The organism is Azospirillum sp. 11R-A, from assembly GCF_049472615.1.
In the GTDB taxonomy this organism is placed as follows: Bacteria; Pseudomonadota; Alphaproteobacteria; order Azospirillales; family Azospirillaceae; genus Azospirillum; species Azospirillum palustre.
In genome coordinates this window covers 24,539-31,083 of the sequence record NZ_JBCEBL010000046.1, presented here as the reverse complement: position 1 = coordinate 31,083, position 6,545 = coordinate 24,539, and the positions used below count along the sequence as shown (strand labels likewise).

The following is a 6,545-nucleotide window of genomic DNA, read 5'->3' as shown; positions in this document are numbered from 1 at the left end:
CGAAATTCCCGGTGGAGGAACTGGAGGCGATGCTGCGCAGCCGAAGCGGAGCCGCCCACCATGCCCTTCGACGATCTGCCATTTTCCGCCGCCTTCGGCGAAGCCGACAGCGCGGTGGTGGTCGACCACTCGCTCATCGCCGCGCTGTCGGCGGAGTTCGCGCCGCGCGCCGCCGAGCATGATGCCGCTGCCAGCTTCCCCTTCGAGAATTTCGACCGGCTGGCGGCGGCGGGGATTCCTGCGCTGATCACCCCGAAATCGGCCGGAGGCAAGGGCGGCGGGCTGGGCGACGCGCTGGCGGTGGTGAACGGGATCGCGCGGGGCGAGCCGTCCACCGCCCTGGTCCTGGTGCTGCAATATGTCATCCACAACCAGCTCTGGAGCGGTCCGGCGTGGCCGGAAGCCCTGCGCGACCGCATCGCCCGCTCCGCCGCGACCGACGGCGCCCTGATTAACATCCTGCGGGTGGAGCCGGAACTGGGCACGCCTCACCGCGGCGGGTTGCCGGCAACGGTGGCGCGCAAGGTGCCGGACGGCTGGCGCCTCTCCGGCACCAAGATTTACTCCACCGGGATTCCGGCTCTGTCCTGGCTCGGCGTCTGGGCGCGCACCGAAAACGACGAACCGCTGGTCGGCACCTGGGTGGTCTCGCGTGGCGCCGGGCTGGCGGAACAGGGAATCGAGGTGCGGGAGACCTGGAATCATATCGGCATGCGCGCCAGCGGCAGCCACGAGGTGGTGTTCCGAGACGTCTTCGTCCCCGACGATCATGTCGGCGAGCTGCGCCCACCCGCCGGCTGGGCCGCCCCCGACGCCGTCGCCACCGCCTGGATGGCCACCCTGTTCAGCGGCGTCTATGACGGCATCGCCCGCTCCGCCCGCGACTGGCTCGTCGGCTTCCTGCACGCCCGCAAGCCGACGGGGCTGAATGGCGGATCGCTCGCCACGGTGCCACGTCTTCAGGAGGCGTTGGGCGGGATCGAGGCGCTGCTGCTGACCAACCGCATCCTCCTTCGGTCGCTGTCGGCGGCGGTCGACAGCGGGTCGCCGCCCTCCTCCAGCGACAGCCTGCTGGTGAAATACACGGTGACCAACAACGCTATCGACGCGGTGGCGCGGGCGCTGGAGATCACCGGCAACCCTGGCCTGTCGCGCGACCACCCGCTGGAACGCCATCACCGCGACGTCCTGTGCGCCCGCGTCCACGCCCCGCAGAACGACATGATCCTGACCGGCGCCGGACGCGCCGCTCTCGCACAGTGACCGCCGGATATAAAAACACGTAAATTTCTGTGAAATTTTTTGGAGTTCGCGCATATTTTACAGTATTGACGGTCATACTGAATCATGTTCCCCTAAAATCTAGTAGGTTTATCGAGATAAGGGGAGCACCACCATGCGCCAGCCAGGACGCCCCAGCCGCCGCGCCTTTGCGGCCATCGCCGCATCGGCGATGGGGCTGCTGATGACGTGTTCCATCGCGGCGCCGGCGTCTGCCGAGGGGCGGATCCGCATCGCCGAGCAATATGGCCTCGGCTATCTGCCGCTGCATGTGCTGCGCCACAACCAGTTGATCGAGAAGCACGGCAAGGCGCTGGGCCTCGACATCGCGGTCGACTGGGTCCAGCTGTCCGGCGGCGCGGCGATGAACGATGCGCTCCTGTCCGGCAGCATCGATCTGGGGTCGGCCGGGGTCGGGCCGCTGCTGACCATCTGGGACCGCACCAAGGGCAACGCCAACGTCAAGGCGATCGCGTCGCTCAACGACATGCCGCTGTTCTTGAACACCGCCAATCCCAAGGTCAAGTCACTGAAGGACTTCACCGACGCCGACAAGATCGCGCTGCCAGCGGTGAAGGTCGGCGTCCAGGCCCGCATCCTGCAAATGGCTGCGGAGAAGGAACTCGGCCCCGGCAATTACGACGCGCTCGACAAGCTGACGGTGTCGATGCCGCATCCAGACGCCACGGCGGCCCTGCTGTCGGGCAGCGGCGGCATCACCGCCCATCTCTCCAGCCCGCCCTTCCAGTACCAGCAGCTGGACGACCCGAAGATCCACAAGGTCTTCAGTTCCTACGACCTGCTGGGCGGCCCGCACAGCTTCAACCTGATCTGGAGCAAGCAGTCCTTCCGCGACGAGAACCCGAAGACCTACCAGGCCTTCCTGAACGCGCTTCGCGAAGCGATGGACAGCATCAACGCCAATCACGAGGCGGCGGCCGACGCCTATTTGGCGCAGAACAAGGGCAGCCTGGACAAGGCCTATATCCTGCGCCTGCTGAACGACCCCGACATCCGCTTCACCGTCACGCCCAACCGGACGGAGGCCTTCGCCGACTTCATGCACAAGGTCGGCGCCATCAAGAACAAGCCGGCCTCATGGAAGGATTATTTCTTCGACGACCTGCATGATGGCGCGGGGAGCTGACGCGATGAATGCGCTGACCTATCCGCAGAGCATCGACAGCGACGGCCTGTCCGAACGGCCGCTGTTGGATGTCTCCGGCGTGACCCTGCAATACAAGACGCGCCGCCACCTCGTCACCGCGACCTACCGTGTCGATTTCCAGGTGTTCCAGGCCGAGCGCTACGTCCTGCTGGGACCGTCGGGCTGCGGCAAATCCTCCCTACTGAAGGCGGTCGGCGGCTTCCTCCAACCGGTCGAGGGGGCGATCCGCCTGAACGGCCGCACCGTGACCAAGCCCGGCCCCGACCGCATGATGGTCTTTCAGGAGTTCGACCAGCTTCCGCCCTGGAAGACGGTCAAGGAGAACGTGATGTTCCCCCTGCTCGCCAGCGGCAAGGCCGGGCGGCGCGAGGCGGAAGAGAAGGCGCTCGACTGCATTGCCCGGGTGAACCTGACGAAGTTCGCCGACGTCCACCCGCACATGCTGTCCGGCGGCATGAAGCAGCGCGTCGCCATCGCCCGCGCCATGGCGATGGAGCCCGACATCCTGCTGATGGACGAACCCTTCGCCGCGCTCGACGCGCTGACCCGCCGCAAGATGCAGGAGGAGTTGCTGCAGCTGTGGGACGACCTGCGCTTCACCGTGCTGTTCGTCACCCACTCCATCGATGAGGCGCTGGTCGTCGGCTCGCGCATCCTAGTGATGTCGCCCCATCCCGGACAGGTGAAGGCGGAGGTCAACTGCGACGGCTACGACCATGGCGCCGTCGGCGGAGCGGAGTTTCAGGCGCTCGCCAACCGCATCCACACCATGCTGTTCGCCGAGGATGTGGAAGGAAGCGGAAAGGGACCAAGCGCATGACCGAGCTGTCCTTCTCCCCGCGCCGCCTTTCATCCACCGGCAGGCGCGAGCCGCCGCAACGCCCCGAGTACGAGCGCACTGTCACCGCCACCGGCCCCATCGGCGACGTCGCCCGCCCGCTATCCCCGTGGGAGCGGCTGAGCAGTGTCACGGCGCTGCGCCGGCTGCTGGTGCTGGCCGCGGTCGCGGCGCTGTGGCAGGCGGCGGCGGTCTGGCAGAACAACCCGCTGATGTTCCCGACCTTCACCGACACCGCGGCGGCGCTGTGGGACGGCATCCGGCGCGATAATCTGCTGTCGATGGCCTGGACCTCTCTGGCCGTGCTGCTGAAGGGCTATGCGGTGGCGGTGGTGCTGGCCGTGCTGCTGACCACGGTCGCCGTCTCCACCCGGATCGGCAACGACCTGCTGTCGACGCTGACCTCCATGTTCAACCCGCTGCCGGCCATCGCCCTGCTGCCCATCGCCATGCTGTGGTTCGGGTTGGGCGAGGTCAGCCTGATCTTCGTGCTGGTCCATGCCGTGCTGTGGCCGCTGGCGCTGAACACCCATGCCGGCTTCACCTCGGTGTCGGAGACGCTGCGGATGGCCGGGAGGAACTACGGGCTCGGCGGCCTGCGCTATGTCGTCACGCTGCTGATCCCCGCCGCCTTCCCGGCGATCCTGACCGGGCTGAAGGTCGGCTGGGCCTTCGCCTGGCGCACGTTGATCGCGGCGGAACTGGTGTTCGGCGTGTCGTCCGGCAAGGGCGGGCTGGGCTGGTTCATCTTCCAGAACCGCAACGAGCTGTACATCGACAAGGTCTTCGCCGGCCTCGTCACCGTCATCCTGATCGGCCTGCTGGTCGAGAATGTCGTCTTCCGCTGGATCGAGGTCCATACGGTCCGCAAATGGGGCATGGTCCGCTAAATGGCTTTCCAAGACATCAATCCGGTGCGCTTCGATTCTAACCTGACGGTCGAGCGCCCGACCTTCGTCACCCATCTGGAATGCGCCGACACCGGCGAGCGGTACGAGGCCGACACCGTCCACAATCTGTCGCGCGCCGGCAAGCCGCTGCTGGTCCGCTACGACCTGAACGGCGTGAAGCAGGCGCTGACGAAAAGCTCGCTGTCCGAACGCCCGCAGGATCTGTGGCGCTACCGCGAGCTTCTGCCCGTCCGCCGGGTCGAGGACATCGTCAGCCTGGGCGAGGCGGTGACCCCGCTGGTCCCGCTGTCCCGTCTGGCGAAAAGGCTGGGCGCGGCAGAGTTGCTGGTGAAGGACGAGGGACGGCTTCCCACCGGCTCCTTCAAGGCGCGCGGGCTGGTGATGGCAGTGTCGATGGCGAAATCCTTCGGCATCACGCACATGGCGATGCCGACCAACGGCAATGCCGGGGCGGCGCTGGCCGCCTATGCCACCCGCGCCGGCATCCGCACCACCATCTTCTGCCCGGCCGACACGCCGGAGGTCAACGTGTCGGAGATCGAGCTGCAGGGCGCCACCGTCTACCGCGTCAACGGCCTGATCGACGATTGCGGGAAGATCGTCGGGGAGGGCAAGGCCAAGGCCGGCTGGTTCGACGTCTCCACCCTGAAGGAGCCCTACCGGATCGAAGGCAAGAAGACCATGGGGCTGGAGCTTGCCGAACAGCTGGGCTGGGAGGTGCCGGACGTCATCTTCTACCCCACCGGCGGCGGCACCGGCCTGATCGGCATGTGGAAGGCCTTCGCCGAACTGGAGGCCATCGGCTTCATCGGATCGAAGCGGCCGCGCATGGTGGCGGTGCAGGCCGCCGGCTGCGCCCCGATGGTCCGTGCCTGGGAACAGGGGGAGGAGCATGCCCCCCGCTGGGAGGATGCGCACACCATCGCGTCCGGCATCCGCGTGCCGCAGGCGGTCGGCGATTTCCTGATCCTGCGCGCGGTGCGCGAGAGCGGCGGCTTCGCCATCGCCGTGCCCGACGACGCCATCCAGACCGCGCTGAACGAGGTGGCGCGGGAGGAGGGCTTCCTGCTCTGTCCCGAAGGTGCGGCGACCTACGCCGCCTACAAGCAGGCGCTGGCCGACGGCCGGGTTGGGCGGGACGAACGGGCGGTGCTGTTCAACTGCGCCACCGGCCTGAAATATCCGCTGCCGCCGGTACACCGGACCCTGGACCGCACCAAGCCCATCGACTATTCGGCCTTCAGGGAAGCTGGCCGATGAGCGAGGTCCGCTACCGCCCCGACCGGCTGGTCGCGACGCTCGACGCCATTCTCCGCCGCAGCGGCAGTTCGGCGGAAGAGGCGGCCGTCGTCGCCGCCAATCTGGTGGAGGCCGACGCCCGCGGCCATGCCAGCCACGGTATCTGCCAGATCGCCGTCTATGCCCGCAGCCTGGAACTGGGCCATCTCCAGCCCAACCGTCATGCCCGCGTGGTCCGCGACGAGGCGCCCTTCCTGGTGGTGGATGGCGATGTCGGCTATGGGCAGGTGATCGCGCGGGAGGCGACCGACCTCGCCATCGAACGGGCCAAGGCTGGCGGGGCCTGCATCCTGGCCCTGCGCAACGCCCACCATATCGGCCGCGTCGGCTCCTATGGCGAGCAGTGCATCGACGCCGGGCTGATCGGGCTGTTCTTCGTCAATGTGGTCAGCCGTCCGCTGGCGGCCCCCCATGGCGGCAGCCGGCCGCGGCTGGGGACCAACCCAATCTGCATCGCCGTTCCTGGCACGCCGGGCTATGCGCCCTTCCTGCTCGATTTCGCGACAAGCGCCATCGCCGCCAACAAGTGCCGCGTCGCCGCCTCGCTGGGCAAGGAGGTGGAGGGCGGCCTGCTGCTGGACCCGGACGGACGGCCGACGCGCGATCCCGGCGTAATGTTCGGCGAGCCGACCGGCGCCATCCTGCCCTTCGGTGGGCATAAGGGCTACGGCTTGGCACTGGCCTGCGAAATCCTGGCCGGTGCGCTGGCCGGGGGATTGCCGGCGCTGCCGGAGAATCTGCGGCCGGGGCGGGTGGTGAACAACGCGCTGGCCTTCCTCATCAACCCCAACCGGGTGGCCGGCCCGGAATGGCAGACGCTGACGGATGCGGTCCTTGATCATGTCGCCGACACGCCCCCAGCCGCCGGAAGCGGCGGCGTCAGCATCCCCGACGAGCCGGAGGCACTGCACCGCATGACCGCCATAGACCGGGGCATCGCACTGGATCCCGATACGGTTGTGGCGCTCCACCGTATCGGCGGCGGGCTCGGTCTGGACGTCAAGGGCCTGCTGAAGGGATAGCGGGGGACCGGCATTTGCTCCCCCGC

At 67.7% G+C, this 6,545-nt stretch carries 6 protein-coding genes; all 6 read left to right on the top strand.

Annotated elements, in window-relative coordinates; all coding sequences use genetic code 11:
• Positions 1 to 60 precede the first annotated feature (60 nt).
• The 6 genes from VH569_RS33935 to VH569_RS33910 all read left to right on the top strand — a co-directional run bounded on the left by VH569_RS33935 (position 61) and on the right by VH569_RS33910 (position 6,519).
• The gene (locus tag VH569_RS33935; protein WP_423321529.1) at positions 61 to 1,263 is read left to right on the top strand and encodes an acyl-CoA dehydrogenase family protein; all 1,203 of its coding nucleotides are present in this window, start codon (positions 61 to 63) and stop codon (positions 1,261 to 1,263) included.
• Positions 1,264 to 1,396: 133 nt separating this feature from the next.
• Positions 1,397 to 2,428 (top strand): ABC transporter substrate-binding protein, encoded by a 1,032-nt coding sequence (locus VH569_RS33930; RefSeq protein ID WP_423321527.1) that lies wholly within the window; start codon positions 1,397 to 1,399, stop codon positions 2,426 to 2,428.
• Between the two features lie 4 nt (positions 2,429 to 2,432).
• Positions 2,433 to 3,269 carry an ABC transporter ATP-binding protein gene (locus tag VH569_RS33925; RefSeq protein ID WP_423321525.1) on the top strand — a complete coding sequence of 279 codons (837 nt, stop codon included), beginning with the start codon at positions 2,433 to 2,435 and terminating at the stop codon, positions 3,267 to 3,269.
• On the top strand, positions 3,266 to 4,177 hold the full coding sequence (locus tag VH569_RS33920) for an ABC transporter permease (RefSeq protein ID WP_423321523.1): 912 nt from the start codon (positions 3,266 to 3,268) through the stop codon (positions 4,175 to 4,177). The genes VH569_RS33925 and VH569_RS33920 overlap by 4 nt, the downstream gene beginning before the upstream one ends.
• Positions 4,178 to 5,458 carry a threonine synthase gene (locus tag VH569_RS33915; protein WP_423321521.1) on the top strand — a complete coding sequence of 427 codons (1,281 nt, stop codon included), beginning with the start codon at positions 4,178 to 4,180 and terminating at the stop codon, positions 5,456 to 5,458. It abuts the gene before it with no gap.
• Complete coding sequence (locus VH569_RS33910; protein WP_423321519.1) at positions 5,455 to 6,519, top strand: malate/lactate/ureidoglycolate dehydrogenase; 1,065 nt, start codon at positions 5,455 to 5,457, stop codon at positions 6,517 to 6,519. Before VH569_RS33915 ends, VH569_RS33910 begins: the two co-directional genes overlap by 4 nt.
• Positions 6,520 to 6,545: the final 26 nt, after the last annotated feature.

Bases quoted from the DNA above. Each gene is read 5' to 3' on its own strand.
- VH569_RS33935 (WP_423321529.1), top strand. From the start codon at position 61: ATGCCCTTCGACGATCTGCCATTTTCCGCCGCCTTCGGCGAAGCCGAC.
- VH569_RS33930 (WP_423321527.1), top strand. From the start codon at position 1,397: ATGCGCCAGCCAGGACGCCCCAGCCGCCGCGCCTTTGCGGCCATCGCC.
- VH569_RS33925 (WP_423321525.1), top strand. From the start codon at position 2,433: ATGAATGCGCTGACCTATCCGCAGAGCATCGACAGCGACGGCCTGTCC.
- VH569_RS33920 (WP_423321523.1), top strand. From the start codon at position 3,266: ATGACCGAGCTGTCCTTCTCCCCGCGCCGCCTTTCATCCACCGGCAGG.
- VH569_RS33915 (WP_423321521.1), top strand. From the start codon at position 4,178: ATGGCTTTCCAAGACATCAATCCGGTGCGCTTCGATTCTAACCTGACG.
- VH569_RS33910 (WP_423321519.1), top strand. From the start codon at position 5,455: ATGAGCGAGGTCCGCTACCGCCCCGACCGGCTGGTCGCGACGCTCGAC.